Source organism: Acinetobacter sp. DL27, assembly GCF_055810995.1.
This window is the reverse complement of sequence record NZ_CM147947.1, coordinates 3,230,821-3,248,174: the sequence shown is the minus strand read 5'-3', so window position 1 is coordinate 3,248,174 and position 17,354 is coordinate 3,230,821. Positions and strand designations below refer to the sequence as shown.

The window sequence follows — 17,354 nt, the reverse complement described above, 5'->3', positions numbered from 1 at the left end:
GGAACACAAACATGAATAAAACCACCAATACTTTAATTGCAACAGGTGTTGTTGCATTACTGATTATCCTGTGTGCGATTGCTTGGTATAAGACAGGTAATAAACCAAAGGCGAATTCAGGTGAAACGGTAGAGGAAAGCGTTGCAGTTGCAGGTGATGAAAAAGGCCAACATGGTGTAATGCCAGTCAGTTAAGAGATTGACTGGCTTTTTCTTGGGTATTTTTGAGGTTTTCCTTTTACAACTCTTGGGTAACTCCTCATCCGTCTCTCAGGTAAAACATATCTATCAGATTTCTCCATTAAACTTTCCAGATGTTTGGGTAGATTACCTGCAGAAGCCAAAGAGTCGAATCTGAGTAAATTAAGAAGGGCAATAGATGCAATATGAAAACTGATCCTCAACGGGCTTACTTTGGCACGTTGAGCCATATATTTCATTTGTCTTCTTAGAACATTATAAGCAATCAAGACACCCCATAATTCTTGATAAATTAAGTCTGGCTGTTTGCTCCTTAAGTGCTTACCTTCCTGTAAATTGCTTTTAATTTCTCGGTAACACATTTCAATTTCCCAACGCTGAGCATATAACTTTGCCAAGGCTATAAGTGGGTATGTCTTTGAATCTAATAATGAAGTAATGTAACGTCTGATTTTTCCTGCCTGCTCAACTTCAATTAAACGTGCTTCCCAGTAATCTCCTAATGCTGGATTAAGTTTTTTGGCTCTTGCTGATATTGGCATCCTGATATGAAAATCATGTGGGGAATTCCGTTTAATTATGTCATAACGTAAATTATCTTTAGCTCGCATAAGCCAATGGCTTGATTCTCCACGTGTTTGCCAGCCTATTAAAAAATCAGCAGAGAAATAAGCTCGATCAAACAAAGTAATACTTTGTGCTGGAGGAGATAATTGATTTGCTAATGTGAGTTCACCTTGATCCATACTGCCTATTTGGGCATCTATGATTTCATGAGTATTGGTATTCACTAGACACGTGGCTCTAACTTGTGGGTAAGGTGCTACAGCAGTTTTACCTTTAGATGAGCCAAAATGATTAAAATTCTCCTTGGTCAGTGGCATAGACCAAACCACCCCGTCAACAGCACATACACTAAGACCTTGAAAGGTTGAATATTGTTGTTGTGATTCATCAAACCATGCTTGGCTGATTAAGGAGAATAAGGCAGCTAAGGGTTCTCGACCTAAACGTTGTCGAGCTTGGACAGCTGCACTAGGAACACAATAATCTGTTGTACCAAACACGAGTTTTAATTGTTCTACCACATAGCTGATGGGTTGATTGCGAAACAAGGCAAGCCCAAGAACAAGCCAAACCACGTGCTCAGCAGGTAATTTTCTCCTTCTGATCGATGCCTTACCTGTTTGATGCAGAGATGTTTCAATCCAATTTAAGTCAATAAGTTCACAAAAATGGCTAAGTGATGGGAGAGCATGTTCAAGAGTGGATTCTAAATGTTCAGATAAAGACATAAAAAAAATGAGCGTATTTACATACACTCATTTTTACTACATTTTTCTAATATTTGCTTAACTGACTGGCATTACCAACATGGTGGACGTTTATATCGAGATGGCGATTTCTCTACGGAAGTTAAGATTTTTGAGGAAGGTGTTGAACCTCATTTACGTGTATATGGCTATTTCAAGGATAAGCCCTTAAAGCCTCAAGAACTGACTGCAAATATTTTCATCAAGCGTCTTGATGCGGAACAAAATATTAGCTTTGTACCTGAAAGTGACTATCTGATTGGAAATGAAGTGATTTATGAACCACATTCATTTTTGATGATGATCAATGTGGAATATCAAGGTAAAAAGCATACATGGAGGTGGGACACCAAAGAGGGTCGTACCAATATTCCTGATGCCAGTCTAAAAAGTAGTGGACTCGAAGTATTAACTGTTCAGCCTATGATGTTTGAAAATAGCTTACAGCTTAAAGGTGAACTTAAATTTCCAGACAATTTTGAGAGTTTTATTACCCCTAAAGCAAGTGGCACACTGGTTAAAACCTATCGTACGATTGGTGATAAGGTCAGTAAGGGTGACTTATTGGCAACCGTACAAAGTCAGGATGTGATTCGTCTAAATGCTGAACGTACTATCGCTCAGGATACCTTGCAGTTTACACGTAAAAAAATGGAGCAAGAACGGGCTTTATGGCAGAAACGTGTTTCCCCTGAAATTGACTATATTAATGCCGAACGTGAATTTGATAATGCCCATGTTCGTGTCAATGAGTTAAGTAACATCATTAACTCTTATGGTGGTTCTGGCAATGGAATGATTGAAGTACGTGCCGCGATGTCAGGCACAGTGCTGGAAATTCTAAGTGCCATTGGCACAAATGTTAACCCATCTACTCCGATGTTTAAAATTGCCAACACTTCACAACTTTTAGCAGTAGTGAATATTCCTGCTGATAAATTGAATGTGGTGAAAACAAGTAATAAAGTCACCATCCAATCACAGACAACAGCTTCGGAAGAAGCATTGGGGCGCATCAAATATATCAGTGATGTGATTGACCCTAAAACTCGTACTGCTCAAGCCTTTGTTGAAATTCCGAATCAGTTTAACTGGCGTTCAGGTCAGTTGATTTCAGCACAAATCTTTGAAAGTCAATCCATGAAACCGATGGTGGTGCGTGAAGATGCACTACAAACCTATCGTGACTGGGACGTGGTTTTTCTTCGTGTTGGTGATGACTTTGAAGTTCGTCCACTTGAGTTGGGTGAGAAATTCAATGGATTTGTTGAGGTCAAATCGGGTTTAAAAGTTGGACAAAAATATGCAGCAGGTAATTCTTATCTCATAAAAGCAGAGCTGGGTAAATCTGGCGCTTCTCATGACCATTAAAAGCAGGAGTAGCGAACATGTTTGACCAGATTGTAAAACTGTCAATCAAGAACCGTTGGTTCGTATTGATTGTATTTTTGTTTATTGGGGCATTTGGTGTCTATAACTATTTCAAACTGCCGATTGATGCAGTCCCTGATATTACAAATGTTCAGGTACAAATTAACAGCGAGGCTCAGGGACTCTCACCACTGGAAATGGAAACTCAGGTGACCTTTCCAATTGAAACAGCCCTAGCAGGTATCCCCAATCTTAACTATACCCGTTCGGTGTCAAGATATGGACTATCACAAGTCACTGTTATCTTTAAAGAAGGTACAGATATTTATTTTGCCCGCCAATTGGTGAATGAAAGGCTTCAGGGTATTGTACCAAGTCTGCCAAGTAGTATTTCCACTTCAATGGGACCTGTGTCTACAGGACTTGGCGAAATCTTTATGTATACCGTTGAGAATACACCCAATAATCCAAATCCAATGTCAGCTACGGATTTAAGGACATTGCAGGATTGGGTGATTAAGCCACAACTGCGAAATGTTGAGGGTGTCAATGAAATCAATACCATTGGTGGCTATGTAAAACAATTTGTGGTACGTCCTAATTATCCTTATTTGCGGAGTATCGGCTTAGACCAACAGGTAATTGTTGAAGCTATTTCAAAAAATAGCATGAACAAAGGTTCTGGTTATATTGAAAAAAATGGTGAGCAATATCTACTGCGTTCAGATTCACAAATCACATCAATTGAGCAAATCAAGAGTATTCCAATTACGACAAGTAATGGCTATATCCTGCGTTTAAATGATGTTGCAGAAGTATCTATCGGAAGTGAATTGCGTACAGGTGCAGCGACCAAGAATGGTCAGGAAATTGTATTGGGTACAGCATTCATGCTCATTGGAGAGAACTCTCGTAGTGTCGCCCATGCTGTAGATCAAAAATTACAGGAAGTCCAGAAGTCACTACCAGAAGGTGTGGAAGCGAAAGCTGTTTATAACCGTACTACACTGGTTGATGCAACAATTGAAACCGTTAAAAAGAATCTGTTAGAAGGTGCAATCCTTGTGATTGTGGTTCTATTTATCTTTCTTGGGCATTTCCGTGCCGCACTTATTACAGCAATGGTCATTCCATTATCCATGTTGATGACCATTACAGGCATGGTCAATCAGAAAATCAGTGCCAATCTAATGAGTCTTGGGGCATTGGACTTCGGGATTATCGTTGATGGTGCTGTGGTTATTGTCGAAGCATCTCTGGCAAAACTTGCTTTAAAACAGAAAGAGTTAGGGAGAGTACTAACTCGACAGGAACGATTTGCCACAGTATTTGATGCCACCAAAGAATCTAGAAAAGCCATTCTTTATGGTCAGCTTATCATTATTCTGGTTTATCTACCTGTGATGACGCTGACAGGTGTTGAAGGAAAAATGTTCACGCCAATGGCAGCAACAGTGGTGATGGCATTACTTGCAGCGATGATTCTCTCGATTACTTTTGTCCCTGCCATGATTGCATTAGTTACCACAGGCAAAGTAAAAGATGAAGAGTCCAAAATTGTTCATGGCATTAAAAAGTTTTATCACCCTGTTCTGGACTGGTCACTTAACCATCGACTGATACTGGTTGCTTGTGTAGCAGGTTTCTTTGTATTTACTGCCAGTTTGTCTACTCGTCTTGGTTCAGAGTTTATTCCATCGTTGGATGAGGGTGATGTGGCATTACACGCATTACGTATTCCTGGAACATCACTAAGCCAGGCAATCGAAATGCAATATGCACTTGAACGAGAAATCCAAAAGATACCAGAGGTGAAATCGATTTTTGCCAAAATTGGAACAGCCGAAATTGCAACAGATCCTATGCCACCTAATGTGGCAGATAACTATGTCGTGTTAAAGCTCCGTAGGGAGTGGCCGAATCCTAACAAGGAGAAAGCTGATGTCGTGGCAGAAATCGAACGAGTTTCAAAAGGTGTTTATGGCAATAACTACGAGTTCACCCAACCCATTCAGATGCGTTTTAATGAGTTGATTTCTGGTGTACGTACGGATGTTGCTGTAAAAATTTCAGGTGATGATTTGGAACAACTGTTGGAACTTGGCAATGAAGTCGCAGATATCCTTGAAACTGTTAATGGAACTGCCGATTTAAAAGTTGAACAAATGTCTGGTCTACAAATGGTTTCTATTGAACTTAAGCGGGACATGATTGCCAATTATGGTTTAGATGCTGAAGATGTTCAAAATAAAGTATCTAGTCTGATTACTGGGCAAACCGCAGGCAGAATGTTTGAGGGTGATAGAAAGTTCGATATTGTCGTTAGAATGGAAGAAAGTGCGGTCAGTAATCTGGAAAAACTCTATCAAATTCCAATGCGTTTGCCAGATGGGTCAAGTGTACTGTTGTCCGATTTGATTGAGTTAAAAACCATTCAAGGTCCAAACCAGATTTCTCGTGAAAATGGTAAACGCCGAATAGTCATCACTGCCAATGTACGTGGAACAGATATGGGTAGTTATATTGCTGAAGCTCAAGCCAAAGTAGATTCCCAATTCAAATTACCAGAAGGTTACTGGATGTCTTGGGGCGGTACATTTGAGCAGATGCAGTCTGCTACTAATCGTTTGATGATTATTGTACCTGTAGCACTATTATTAATCTTTACCATGATTTACATGGCATTAGGGAATATTCGTAATAGTTTATTGGTCTTTACTGGTGTGCCATTTGCATTAACTGGTGGTGTCATCGCTTTAGCATTAAGGGATATTCCACTTTCAATCTCTGCTGCTGTGGGCTTTATTGCCCTCTCAGGTGTGGCGGTATTAAATGGATTGGTCTTAGTCACCGCAATTCAACGCTTGCAAGCTCAAGGTCAAAGTTTGGTTGATGCGGTAAAGCATGGTGCTTTAGAAAGATTAAGACCTGTATTAATTACGGCTCTGGTTGCTTCTCTGGGATTTATTCCAATGGCGTTAAATGTCGGCATTGGTTCAGAGGTTCAACGCCCAATCGCAACTGTAGTTATTGGCGGGATTATTTCTTCCACATTACTTACATTGATTATTCTGCCTACCTTGTATGTCTGGTTCAATCAAAGAGCCAAGCGTAAAGCAGAAGTAGAAAATTTCTCTGAGCAACAGGTTTAGGGAAGAAATGAAATGATAGGCATGGTGCAAGATAAAAAGTTTAAAGGAACAATGATGTGGCTTGTCTGCATCCTTAGTCTTGCATTGTGCCTGCATTCTAATACACATGTAACTGAAATCAGTTCATTTCAGAACGCACCTTATGCAGAAACACATCCACATGAAGTGAATCAACCGCATATACATAGCCACCAAGATACTTATCATGAACATTTTGTTGGTTATGATGTTGGTCAAAATATTAGTTTTATTGTACTGATTTTCAATTCTCAAATTATTGACAGAATCAAACACTATACCCTTTTAGTGATGAGTCGCATTTTTAAACCGCCAAAAAATGAATGAATTATCAATTCATCATTTAATTTTTTGGAGTTTAATTTATATGACAAGTTCTTTCTTGCAGTGGGTGAAATCAAGAAGCCGCTTAAAACTGATAGTAGTATTAAGCCTATTCTTGTTTAGCCCAATGTTATTTGCGCATGGTGTTTCGGAAGGTGACAAAGGTTACATTCAGGAAATCTACGGTGTCCATATCATCCCATTTATCTATTTGGGAGCGAAACATATGCTCACGGGATACGACCACCTATTGTTTCTCGTTGGCATTATTTTCTTCCTATATCGAATAAAAGATATAGGCTTATATGTCAGCCTTTTTGCCATTGGTCACTCAATCACCATGCTGATTGGTGTGTACTACAACATCTCAATGAATGCCTACATTATTGATGCAATCATTGGTTTCTCTATTGTTTATAAAGCCTTAGATAATTTGGGTGCTTATCAAAGATGGTTTGGGTATCAACCCAATACCAAAATTGCAACCTTAATTTTTGGTCTGATACATGGTTTTGGTTTAGCCGTCAAAATTCAGGAATATGAAGTCCCTAAAGATGGCCTATTGGCAAATTTAATTTCATTTAATGTCGGTGTTGAACTCGGTCAGCTCATGGCACTGTGCATCATTTTGCTATTTATGACCATGTGGCGAAAAACCCCTTACTTCTTTAAAACAGCTTATCAAAGTAATGTCTTTTTGATGTTTCTTGGTTTTTTATTGGTCGGCTATCAGCTTACTGGCTTTATCACACAATAAGGATTGAATTATGTACAACACTGAAATTCCAAAAAATATTCAACTTCCATCTTCCAAAAAGTTGATTAAATCAACAGTAATTGCAGCCATAAGTGCGGTAGTTGTATTAGTGACATGTGTGATGCCCGCTGAATATGGTATCGACCCAACAGGTATAGGAAAAGCCATTGGTTTGGTTGAGATGGGAGAAATTAAACAGTCTTTAGCCAAAGAAGCTGAACAGGGATTGGGCGAAAACACTGGCGGTTTTGCAGAAGAGTTTGATATTTCTGGACAAGATACTAGTGTTTCAGAGGCAACCCAAGCTCTAGGACAAACAGAAGCAAATACAAAGGTTTCAAATGAAAGTGAACCAGCCAAAATGATACCTGCTGTGACCAAAGAATCTATTTCGATTGACCTCAAGGCTGGTCAGGCAACAGAAGTGAAACTGGCAATGCCTAAAGGTGCAAGTGTTAATTTCGACTGGAAAACATCAGGTGGTGGTTTGAATTTTGATACACATGGAGACCCAGTGAATGCCCCGAAAGATTTTTATCATGGTTATGGCAAAGGTCGAAATGAAACTCAGCAATCAGGGACTTTAACGGCTGCATTTGACGGTAAACATGGTTGGTTCTGGCGAAACCGTAACAAAGAATCTGTCACAGTAACTTTAACAGTTGAAGGACAGTTTAGTGAAATAAAACGGATTTTTTAATCTATTTAAGGACATTTAAGGGCAATGCTCTTAAGTGTCCTATGGATAAAGCAGGTGAACTAGGAGAGCCGATAAAATGTTTACAGTATTAAAAAACACAACATATAGACATCTATTTCTTGCACAAGTGATTGCATTAATTGGTACTGGCTTAATTACGATTGCATTGGCTTTACTTGCGTATGATATGGCTGGCGAAAAAGCGGCACAGGTTCTCGGTATTGCACTGGCAATTAAAATGATTGCTTATATTGCCGTCGCACCTGTTGCCTCAGCTTTTGCAGAACGTTTACCCCGAAAAAAGGTTTTGGTTGGATTAGATATTATTCGGGCATTAACAGCACTTTGCTTACCATTTGTAACCCAAATCTGGCAGATTTACCTGTTAATTTTTATTTTACAATCCGCATCAGCAGCATTTACCCCTACATTTCAGGCAACGATTCCAGATGTATTGCCTGATGAAAAAGATTATACCAACGCCTTATCATTGTCCCGTCTAGCTTATGATTTAGAAAATATAATTAGCCCGATGTTAGCAGGGCTGTTATTGACAGTTATTAGTTATAACAATTTATTCTTAGGTACAGTCATTGGCTTCATTGGTTCAGCATTATTTGTTGTCAGTGCAAAACTACCTGTAGCAAAAATTCCTGAATTTAAAGGTATATATAGTCGAATCAAACAGGGGGCAAAAATATATTTTAATACTCCACGATTGAAAGCCTTACTTGCATTAAATCTAGCCATTGCTTCGGCAAGTGCTGTAGTTATTGTCAATACAGTGGTACTGGTTCAATCAACCTTTAAACTGACAGAACATGCAACAACTTGGGCGTTTGGTCTATTTGGTCTTGGTTCTATGCTTTCAGCATTTATATTGCCTAAAGTTCTTGATAAATTTAATGATAGAACCGTGATGTTAACAGGTACAACCATACTGACCATTGGCTTGTTCTCTGGCTATTTTATTCATTCCTATGCTTGGTTATTGGCATTGTGGTTTATTTTAGGTGTGGGCTATTCAGTGGCTCAAACACCAACAGGGCGATTAATTCGTAAATCAGCATCCAGTGAAAATAGAACAGCTTTATTTGCAGCACAATTTGCGTTTTCTCATGCGTGCTGGTTGATTACTTATCCATTAGTTGGGTGGTTGAGTACCAATGTGGGAACATTACAGACTTTTATACCTATGGCAGTAATTGCCGTTATTTCACTCATACTTGCGATGCGTGTATGGTCAGCTCAGGACGAAATGTATTTGGCTCATAATCATGATGATTTACCACCAGAACATGAGCATTTGCAACAACATCTGGTCAATGGAATCCATATTCATGAATATGTAATTGATGATTACCACCAGAAATGGCCAAAATAACTACTTTTTACTTAATTAAATTTTAGTAAGACTTGACCTTACAATTATGGCAAGGTTTATATTAAATAAATCTTGAATAATAGTGGAGATAAATATGGAATTTCATGTTGAAGGTATGACCTGTGGCGGTTGTGCCCGTGGTGTCACCAGAGCAATTCAAGCAGTTGATGCTAATGCAAAGGTAATTACTGATCCTCCAAATCGCAGTGTGAAAGTTGAAACAACTGCAACTCAGCAACAAGTGGTTGAGGCTTTAACAGAGGCTGGTTTTCCTCCTCGCTAAGAGTGAACAAAATAATAAAGCGACTCAAAGTAGTCGCTTTTTATTTCCAATAAAAAGCTAAAACTTAAGTATTTTTGGGAAGTTGAATTAACACCACCCCTCCAAGAATCAAAACTAATGCCAATAATTCAATTACTCCTATACTTTCTCCAATCATAGCGCCAATGATAACAGCCACAATTGGGGCAATATATGTAGCCCCAGCAGCTTTTACTGGTCCAAGCTTTTGAATGATGTAGTAATAAATGAAGAAAGCACCTCCCGTTCCCAACATCCCTAGGCCAATAATCACCCCCCATAGTGTATGGATGTCCGATGTAATCGCAGTAATATGGTCAAAGTCTGTTAGAAGCAACAATGTAAGTGTTGCGATGCCTGACTGCCATGTTGCTAATGCCACTGGAGGTAAGTTTAAGGGAGAAAGAAAATATCGGGCATAAACAAAAGAACATCCAACACTGAGTGTTCCAACAATCATCCATACGATACCCATCAAAGGGATCTCCTGTGTGCTTTCCCATGGTCTGGCACTTAAGATGATGCCTAGGAATCCTAGTATAATTCCAAGGGTCATCCGCTTTGTAGGTTGTTCCTCACGAAGAAATATGATGGAAGCCAAGAACGTAAAAATGGGAATAGAGCCACTAAGCAGTCCAGCGATACTGGTGGGAAGAAGAGCTGTTCCAGCGACAAACCCATAATAATAGAGTGTCGTTGCCAATACTGACATCACGGTGAAATGAGGGAGATAACGTAATTGCTGGCGATTGATTGCCCTTGTATAAATAGCAATCACTAAAAGAGGAAGAAATCCAAATAGGACTCGCAGGAATACGGTTTGTGAGGGGGAAATAAGGATAGTGGCCCATTTCATATAGATAAAATTTGTTCCCCAAATGATTCCAAGTAGAACTAGTGCGACATAAGCGCGAAGCATCTTATCTGTATCCTATTGAGTCAGTTTAGGGGTTAATCCAATGGCTATTCATCAAATTTCCATCGTTGTCATAAGTGAAATATGCACGCTGGTTGTTTTGGTGCTGCAATTGAAACCAGTCTAAAATCTCAATCTGGACAGAAATAACACCAAAACATGAATATCCATCTTGTCTTTCATCACTGTCTGTTTCTAGAAGTGAGTGGCAACCAGTGGTAAAAGCACACTCATCTCCTGGTGGTCCACCCGTATAGGTTCTCTGTGTCCATATACTCAATGATTGCCATGCCTGTTGAGCAACTTCAGTACCAGAAGCATGAAGTGTGGCAATACCTTTTAGGCGAAGCTGCAAACGCGTCTTTGAGCAAAACCCCAGAATGGTCGTAGATGGGTTTGCCAAGAGTTCATTCCATTTTGGACTGCGAATATCGGTATGGATCTCAAGAATACGTTTTAATTGATTTACATGTCTTAGCACGACCATTCTGGCCTGTGGCGTATCCTCTTTATCTACCGAGCATAGATTGATATAGCGGAAACCTGATTCAGGGGTGATAGTTGCCAATTCAAGTTCTTTCCAGGCCAAAGTATTAATTTGAATAAGATCATTTGCCATAACAGACACCTCAGTCAGGATAATTTTCCAGTCCTATACTTTATTTTCTAAAGGAAGACTCAGCATAAAAATTGCTTTTATTAGGACATTATTTCAACTAGTTGAATGACTTGCACACGATTAATAAACGCATTAGAGTGTAGAAAAACTACTGTCTATTTGGTTCTATGTTATCTCGTCGGAAACTCCCATCTTTAAATGCTTTGCGTGCTTTTGAATCGGCAGGACGGAAGTTGAGTTTCCGTGCTGCTGCGGATGAACTGGGAGTTACCCAAGGTGCGATTGCTCAGCAGGTCCGGGCATTGGAGGAACATCTGGGGGTTACACTATTTCAGCGTCTTCCAAGAGGACTGGCTTTGACTCCAGAGGGAGCTAATTACTTGGTCAATATGACTCATGCCTTTGATATTCTTACAGAATAAACGGAATCGATTTTGGATCAACCTGATAGCGTAACCATTAGTGTAACTCCGACGATTGCTGCCAAGTTGTTGATCCCTCTTTTAGGTAAACTACATACATCATTGCCTGATATCAAGCTGCATACATTAGCTACTGAAGCTGTATCAGATTTTGATCGGGATCAGGTTGATATTGCTGTACGCCTTACTAAAAAGTCATTTCCAGAGAATTTGGAAGCGCAGTTATTGTTCCGTCAGGAACTGATTGTTGTGGCAAGTCCTTTTCTTGTCCAAGATTTAACTCTTCCTTTAAAGCCTGAACAATTAATATCAATGCCACTTCTACATGATGCTCACGATAACTGGCCCAAGTTCCTAAATACAAATGTTAAGTTATCTGGACTTGTTTTTAGTCAAACCACTCTGGCATTAGACGCTGCTTTGTCAGGGCAAGGCATTGCGTTAGCATGCCGAGCCTTTGTAGATGAAGAGATTAAATCAGGAAAACTGGTACAGGTTGTTTCGGAAATAATGACCATTGAACCAAGTTATTATCTTGTACGGAAAAAATCCTCACACTCTAATACTACTGTGAACAAGATTTGGCAGTGGTGTATAGAATATCTTGGTACTAATTAAAAAACTCTTTAAGTAATTGACTTATATATTCTTACTTTATTGGTTATATATGTGGTCATATAGACATAACCTCTTTTTCATTTGCAGGTGTTATTGGAGTTAATGTGGTCATCCTTTTATATCGACCAAGATGGTGTTTGTTATCTGCTTTGATTTTGTAAGTATAATTTTTCTTGGATTTAGTATTATTAATTACAGATAAATTTGGATTAGTGAATGTATGTCTTATAAAAACATCTTTCTTTATATTCTCTTTGAATACATTGTCGAGCTCTATAATTATATTCTGTTGGATAATAATCTCACTACTTCCCATAAAGGTGCTGATAGATAGTAGAGAGTCCCTAATCAAGGTAAAAGTACAAGAAAATTTATTATTGATCTGAACTGCTTTTATTGCCTTGGCAGTTTCAAAAACATCGCGGTATTCTTCAATACTAAACGTAATGTCACTTTTGAATGGTAATTCGATATGAAGAACATTACAAATGAGTCTGCAATAATAAGTATATGATAGTAAAGGTAATAGTCTGGAAAAATAAGTTTTTCCAATTGAGGTGCTTGAAGAGAATACTTCTAAACCATCTATATATATGATTGCTTTGAATTCTTTACTATTTGACAATGATTTATAAAATTTAAAAATTTGATCAAAGTAAGGTAATTTAGATAAGTTTTTGTTATCCCATAACTGGAAGTTTAAATCCAGATTAAAACCATCCTTTATAGGTTGTCCAGAATATGGAATTTTATTGATTTTAAAACTTAGAAGATGATTATATTTCATGGAGGAAAAGGAAAAGGTTTCTTTTCCTAATATCAATTCATCTTCAAAACTCATAAGCGTTTCACCCTCTTCATCCTGTATCTCAACAATGGCAGTTCTTTTATTATTGGGCTCAATAATCAGGATGCCATCCTTTAGGTTCTGGGGAAATATTGAGTCTAGCCCTAATGAGTTGGTGGTTACCTTGGCAATATCACATGAGAGAGTTTGGCCATGATCTATTAAGTCCGAAAATTTTTCATTATATTCAGATGGATCAATAGGAATAAAGTTGATGATAACAGGATCATCTGTATCTTCTTTAACATTGATCTCAAAGTGGTTAGAACCATTGATAAAAGAGTATTCCACATCTAGCCGTGGGTCTAATTTATGAATATATGATTTTACAGCTCTTGCTACTTCTGAGATGGAAGTCTGCATTCGATCAGATAGGTTTACTCCTATACCTTGTAATAAGGTACGATGAACTTTGTAGTCTGCCTCATTCTGCGTATAAAGCCTTGAGTTTGAATTAATTTTTATTCTATGTTCTGCTTCTTTCTTCCAATGGTGCAATAAAGGGGCTGGATAAGCCTCTGGTTCCCTATCTATTTTTATAGAGCAATGTGCACAAAGCCAAATTGCATTATTGATGTCTTTTCTTTCTTCAGTTGTCATCTCTGCCTTATAGCGAGGACCACCGATAGATGCAGCACAAATATGTGCTGCTACACCTGTATCAATTACTTTTGTTGGATCAGTCGCTTGAGGCTCCACTGTTAGAACATAGCATTCAGGGTTTGAACAACAGTTTGATACTCTGCGACGTAGTGCATCAATTGTTCTTTGGGTGAAATTATCTCTTGTTCTTTTTGACATATATATTCATAAATGTAGTTAATTAATTAGATTTTGAAGAACTGATATTAGAAGTCAATAAGCTATATTGATTTATAAGAATTTTTATAGGTATGGCATAGGAGGTTATATTGATATAACCTCCCATTATTTGTCATTTCTTTCGGGTTAAAGGTGAAACGGAAAGCAGGTCATTATGATGGTGAACGTCCTTTATATCATTGTGGGGCTCTTGCAAACCTTCAAGAATCGGACAATCAGGTCTATTATCACCAGCACAGCAGTCGATTAAGTCCTTGAGAGTATTCGCCATTTGCTGTAGGTCATTGATACGTTCTTCCAGCTTTTCAATATGACCCTGAGCCAGGCGTTTGACATCAGCACTCTGTCTACTGCGGTTATTCCATAAATCGAGTAGGTCTGATATTTCCGCTACTGAAAAACCGAGTTCACGACTTCGTTTGATAAACTTTAAACGTTCAACATCATTTACTGAGTAAGAGCGATATCCTGCATTATTACGTCCAGCAGCGGGAATCAGGCCAATCTGCTCGTAATAACGAATCATCTTGGCGGTAACTCCTGAAGCTTTAGAGACTTTACCAATGTTCATCATATCCTCCTTAGCCTTGACTGACGGATGGTGACTGGAATCGACGTAAACGTAATGCATTACCGAGTACAAATACACTGGACAAAGCCATTGCACCTGCTGCAAAGATTGGGGACATCAGTATTCCATAGGCTGGGTACAATATACCAGCAGCAACAGGAATCAACATGGTGTTATAGGCAAATGCCCAGAATAAGTTCTGATGAATATTACCAATCGTTGCTTTGGACAAGGCAATCGCATTGGCAACACCTTGTAAGTTCCCTGACATTAACACGACATCGGCAGATTCAATTGCAACATCTGTACCTGTACCAATCGCAAGTCCCACATCAGCTTCAGCCAAAGCTGGCGCATCGTTAATACCATCACCCACAAAAGCGATATGGCCATATTTTGCTTTCAGCTCTTTAACCGCACTAACTTTACCCTCTGGTAAAACTTCAGCAATCACTTCATCAATACCCAATTGTTTGGCAATCGCTTGAGCAGTACGAACATTGTCACCAGTAACCATTGCCACCTTAAGCCCTAATTGGTGTAGAGCCTTAATCGCTGCTGGCGTTGTGGATTTGATTGGGTCGGCAACTGCAATAATTCCTGCTAGTTCGCCATCGACAGCAACATAAAGAGGGGATTTACCCTCATCACCAAGACGCTGAGCTGTAACAGCAAATGGAGCAACATCAATACCAAGTTGAACCATATAACGGTCTGCACCAATATTGATTTTTTCATTACCATTGATGGTTGCATAGACACCCATACCAGTGACTGAATCAAAGGTATCGACTTTAGGTAGAGCTAGGTTTTCACTTTTTGCCGCATCAACAATTGCTTTAGCAATCGGATGTTCAGAACGGGATTCGACAGCCGCAACCATGCCTAGAACATAATCACGCTCAAACAATTGGGTTACTTCAAAGTCAGTCAGCACAGGATGACCCTCTGTCAACGTCCCTGTTTTATCAACTGCAACAACTTTAGCATCTTTTAATAGTTGTAAGGCTTCACCTTTACGGAACAACACTCCTAACTCTGCACCACGACCTGTACCCACCATAATTGAGGTTGGTGTCGCTAATCCCATTGCACACGGGCAGGCAATGATCAGCACTGCCACAGCATTAACCAACGCAAAGGTTAAGGCTGGTGATGGACCAAAAATAAGCCAGACTAGGAATGTAAGTACTGCGGCAATCATCACCGCAGGGACAAACCATAAGGTAACTTTATCCACCACAGCTTGAATCGGCATTTTAGAACCCTGTGCTTGCTCAACCAAACGAATGATTTGAGCCAGCATAGTTTCGCCACCCACCGCCACAGCGGTAAAGGTCAACGTGCCATTCTGGTTAATGGTGCCGCCTACCACATCACTGCCGATGCCTTTCTCAACAGGGATTGGTTCACCCGTAATCATGGATTCATCAACAAAACTTTTTCCATCAGTGACTTGACCATCGACAGGGATTCTTTCACCTGGTTTCACAATGATAATGTCATCTGCAACCACTTGGTCTAGTGCAATATCTACCATTTGGCCATCGCGTAAAACATGGGCAGTTTTGGCCTGTAAGCTGACTAAACGCTGGATTGCTTCAGATGTTCGCCCTTTGGCTTTTGCTTCAAGAAAACGACCCAGTAAGATTAATGCCACAATCACCGCAGCAGCTTCGTAATATACATTTACCGTTCCTGTGGGAAGGATGTTGGGTATGAATGTGGCAACAATAGAAAATAGGTAAGCTGCTAATGTACCAACCGCAACCAGCGAGTTCATATCAGGTGCTAAACGGAGTAATGCAGGCAAACCTTTTAGATAGAATCTTCGTCCTGGAATAACTAAAACCAACGTGGTCAGGATGAATTGTAAATACCAGCTATTCTGCATCCCAATAGTTTGATCAATCAGTTGATGAACACCAGGGATAAGGTGAGATCCCATTTCCAAAATAAATACAGGCAAAGCCAATAGGGTTGCAAGAATCAAATCACGCTTAAGTTCAGCACGTTCTTGATCTTTTTTCTCAAGCAGCTCTGTCTGGTCAGGAATAGAAGCTTGAATTTCTGTGGCATCGTAACCAGCTTTATCAATTGCGGTAATCAAGTCATCGACATTTGCTGAACCACTGACCGTTGCACGCTCAGTCGCAAGATTGACATTGGCCTCTTTTACACCTGCAACGGCTTTAAGGGCTTTTTCGACACGACCTACACAACTAGCACAGGTCATGCCTTTAATTGATAATTCAATATTATTTGCGGGCACGTCATAACCTGATTGTTCAATGGCATGAACCAGTACCTGACGATCCACAGGCTGATCAAGTACAATATCTGCACGTTCTGTCGCTAGATTGACCGAGGCAGACTGTACACCATCAACTTTTTTGAGTGCTGTTTCAACACGCCCAACACAGCTGGCACATGTCATCCCTTCAATTTTTAATGTAACTTTCATATTATTAGAAAGCTTATCTGTTGCCTTTCCCATAAGATATACCTATAGTGCTTACCCAATTATTAAGAGCATAAACCTTGCCATTATGGGAAGGTCAAGGGTAGAATATGTAAACATATATATTTTCTAAATAATAGGAATTTAAGTATTAGTATGAATTTTAATAATCACCCGATACCATTATCTCAAGATGAGATTATGTCTTTAGCTGAAACATTTCGGCTATTAGGTGATGCTTCACGACTTAAAATTCTACTTTTTTGTATGCGGGGGCCTAGTTCAGTAGGTGAAATCAGTGATGCTCTTGATTTATCCCAATCTTTAGTCAGTCATAATCTTCGTTTATTGCGTTCAGCTCGTTTAGTCAAAGGCGAAAGACAATCTAAACAAGTATTTTATGAGATTGATGATTTACATGTTAGTCAGGTTTTATTAGATATGGCAAGTCATATTAGTGAGGAGCACTAATTTATAGTAGTACGTAATGTATTGCAAAAATATCTAAATTAAATAACTTTAAGGGGAAAGAGGGTTATAGGAATTCTTTATTTTTAT

At 39.2% G+C, this 17,354-nt stretch carries 13 protein-coding genes and 3 pseudogenes; 10 read left to right on the top strand and 6 right to left on the bottom strand.

All coding sequences use genetic code 11. The features are described 5' to 3' along the window. Nucleotides 1–11 precede the first annotated feature (11 nt). Nucleotides 12–176: pseudogene (locus AC0KVP_RS15615) on the top strand (efflux RND transporter periplasmic adaptor subunit); the annotation flags it as partial. Between the two features lie 14 nt (nt 177–190). On the opposite strand, the gene AC0KVP_RS15610 reads toward AC0KVP_RS15615, so the two are convergent. After that, nucleotides 191–1,495: an IS4 family transposase gene (locus AC0KVP_RS15610; protein WP_032048861.1), complete on the bottom strand. Its 1,305-nt coding sequence runs from the start codon at nt 1,493–1,495 to the stop codon at nt 191–193. Nucleotides 1,496–1,573: 78 nt separating this feature from the next. Here AC0KVP_RS15610 and AC0KVP_RS15605 point away from each other — a divergent pair. From AC0KVP_RS15605 to AC0KVP_RS15575, 7 genes and pseudogenes are all read left to right on the top strand, one after another. Continuing rightward, a pseudogene (locus AC0KVP_RS15605) lies at nt 1,574–2,884 on the top strand (efflux RND transporter periplasmic adaptor subunit); the annotation flags it as partial. Nucleotides 2,885–2,901: 17 nt separating this feature from the next. Then, nucleotides 2,902–6,036, top strand: coding sequence for an efflux RND transporter permease subunit (locus AC0KVP_RS15600; RefSeq protein WP_023187999.1), 3,135 nt, complete (start codon nt 2,902–2,904; stop codon nt 6,034–6,036). A gap of 12 nt (nt 6,037–6,048) precedes the next feature. After that, nucleotides 6,049–6,381 carry a hypothetical protein gene (locus tag AC0KVP_RS15595; RefSeq protein WP_023187998.1) on the top strand — a complete coding sequence of 111 codons (333 nt, stop codon included), beginning with the start codon at nt 6,049–6,051 and terminating at the stop codon, nt 6,379–6,381. Nucleotides 6,382–6,421: 40 nt separating this feature from the next. Beyond that, nucleotides 6,422–7,135: a HupE/UreJ family protein gene (locus AC0KVP_RS15590; protein WP_023270952.1), complete on the top strand. Its 714-nt coding sequence runs from the start codon at nt 6,422–6,424 to the stop codon at nt 7,133–7,135. Between the two features lie 10 nt (nt 7,136–7,145). Beyond that, entirely contained in the window at nt 7,146–7,835 is a 690-nt protein-coding gene (locus AC0KVP_RS15585; RefSeq protein ID WP_023187996.1) for a hypothetical protein, read from the top strand. A 76-nt stretch (nt 7,836–7,911) separates the two neighbouring features. Beyond that, complete coding sequence (locus AC0KVP_RS15580; RefSeq protein ID WP_023187995.1) at nt 7,912–9,219, top strand: MFS transporter; 1,308 nt, start codon at nt 7,912–7,914, stop codon at nt 9,217–9,219. 94 nt (nt 9,220–9,313) lie between these two features. Next, nucleotides 9,314–9,502, top strand: a complete 189-nt coding sequence (locus tag AC0KVP_RS15575; RefSeq protein ID WP_023187994.1) for a heavy-metal-associated domain-containing protein — start codon at nt 9,314–9,316, stop codon at nt 9,500–9,502. A gap of 64 nt (nt 9,503–9,566) precedes the next feature. Here the strand turns inward: AC0KVP_RS15575 and AC0KVP_RS15570 are convergent, their stop codons facing one another. After that, on the bottom strand, nt 9,567–10,439 hold the full coding sequence (locus tag AC0KVP_RS15570) for a DMT family transporter (RefSeq protein WP_023187993.1): 873 nt from the start codon (nt 10,437–10,439) through the stop codon (nt 9,567–9,569). A 25-nt stretch (nt 10,440–10,464) separates the two neighbouring features. Then, a complete protein-coding gene (locus tag AC0KVP_RS15565) occupies nt 10,465–11,055 on the bottom strand; it encodes a PNPOx family protein (RefSeq protein WP_023187992.1) in 591 nt (196 codons plus the stop codon). Nucleotides 11,056–11,222: 167 nt separating this feature from the next. Between AC0KVP_RS15565 and AC0KVP_RS15560 the strand changes: the two are divergent. Continuing rightward, nucleotides 11,223–12,095: pseudogene (locus AC0KVP_RS15560) on the top strand (LysR substrate-binding domain-containing protein). A gap of 55 nt (nt 12,096–12,150) precedes the next feature. On the opposite strand, the gene AC0KVP_RS15555 reads toward AC0KVP_RS15560, so the two are convergent. From AC0KVP_RS15555 to AC0KVP_RS15545, 3 genes are all read right to left on the bottom strand, one after another. Next, a complete protein-coding gene (locus tag AC0KVP_RS15555; protein ID WP_023187991.1) occupies nt 12,151–13,743 on the bottom strand; it encodes a hypothetical protein in 1,593 nt (530 codons plus the stop codon). Between the two features lie 133 nt (nt 13,744–13,876). Continuing rightward, nucleotides 13,877–14,335 (bottom strand): Cu(I)-responsive transcriptional regulator, encoded by a 459-nt coding sequence (cueR, locus tag AC0KVP_RS15550; protein WP_023187990.1) that lies wholly within the window; start codon nt 14,333–14,335, stop codon nt 13,877–13,879. Nucleotides 14,336–14,345: 10 nt separating this feature from the next. Further along, nucleotides 14,346–16,832 carry a heavy metal translocating P-type ATPase gene (locus tag AC0KVP_RS15545; RefSeq protein ID WP_023187989.1) on the bottom strand — a complete coding sequence of 829 codons (2,487 nt, stop codon included), beginning with the start codon at nt 16,830–16,832 and terminating at the stop codon, nt 14,346–14,348. A gap of 165 nt (nt 16,833–16,997) precedes the next feature. On the opposite strand from AC0KVP_RS15545, the gene AC0KVP_RS15540 reads away from it, so the two are divergent. Further along, nucleotides 16,998–17,267 (top strand): ArsR/SmtB family transcription factor, encoded by a 270-nt coding sequence (locus tag AC0KVP_RS15540; RefSeq protein WP_086222489.1) that lies wholly within the window; start codon nt 16,998–17,000, stop codon nt 17,265–17,267. Nucleotides 17,268–17,354: the final 87 nt, after the last annotated feature.